The sequence below is a fragment of the Siminovitchia fortis genome, from assembly GCF_003605365.2.
In the GTDB taxonomy this organism is placed as follows: Bacteria; Bacillota; Bacilli; order Bacillales; family Bacillaceae_C; genus Siminovitchia; species Siminovitchia fortis.
The window spans coordinates 1-373 of record NZ_QYTU02000114.1; the positions used below are offsets into that span (position 1 = coordinate 1).

Annotated in this window: 3 tRNA genes; all 3 read left to right on the forward strand. The window is 53.4% G+C overall.

The features are described from left to right. Window positions 1–28 precede the first annotated feature (28 nt). The 3 genes from D4N35_RS17900 (at window position 29) to D4N35_RS17910 (ending at window position 305) form a co-directional block, all read left to right on the forward strand. A tRNA-Ser gene (locus tag D4N35_RS17900) sits at window positions 29–121 on the forward strand. Window positions 122–147: 26 nt separating this feature from the next. Beyond that, window positions 148–222: transfer RNA gene (locus tag D4N35_RS17905), tRNA-Glu, on the forward strand. A gap of 9 nt (window positions 223–231) precedes the next feature. Further along, window positions 232–305, forward strand: a tRNA-Met gene (locus D4N35_RS17910). Window positions 306–373 lie beyond the last annotated feature (68 nt).

Below are 373 nucleotides of genomic sequence, written 5' to 3' on the forward strand. Positions count from 1 at the left end.
AGGTTCGAATCCTACCTGCGGAGCCATTGGAGAGCTGTCCGAGTTGGCCGAAGGAGCACGATTGGAAATCGTGTAGGCGGCTACCGCCGTCTCAAGGGTTCAAATCCCTTGCTCTCCGCCATATTAACTGAAAAAGCCATCTACTATGGCCCCTTGGTCAAGCGGTTAAGACACCGCCCTTTCACGGCGGTAACACGGGTTCGAATCCCGTAGGGGTCACCATTTTATTATCGCGGGGTGGAGCAGTCTGGCAGCTCGTCGGGCTCATAACCCGAAGGTCGCAGGTTCAAATCCTGCCCCCGCAATCTTTATATAATATAAATTTAAAAGGGTCCCGTAGTGTAGCGGTTAACATGCCTGCCTGTCACGCAGG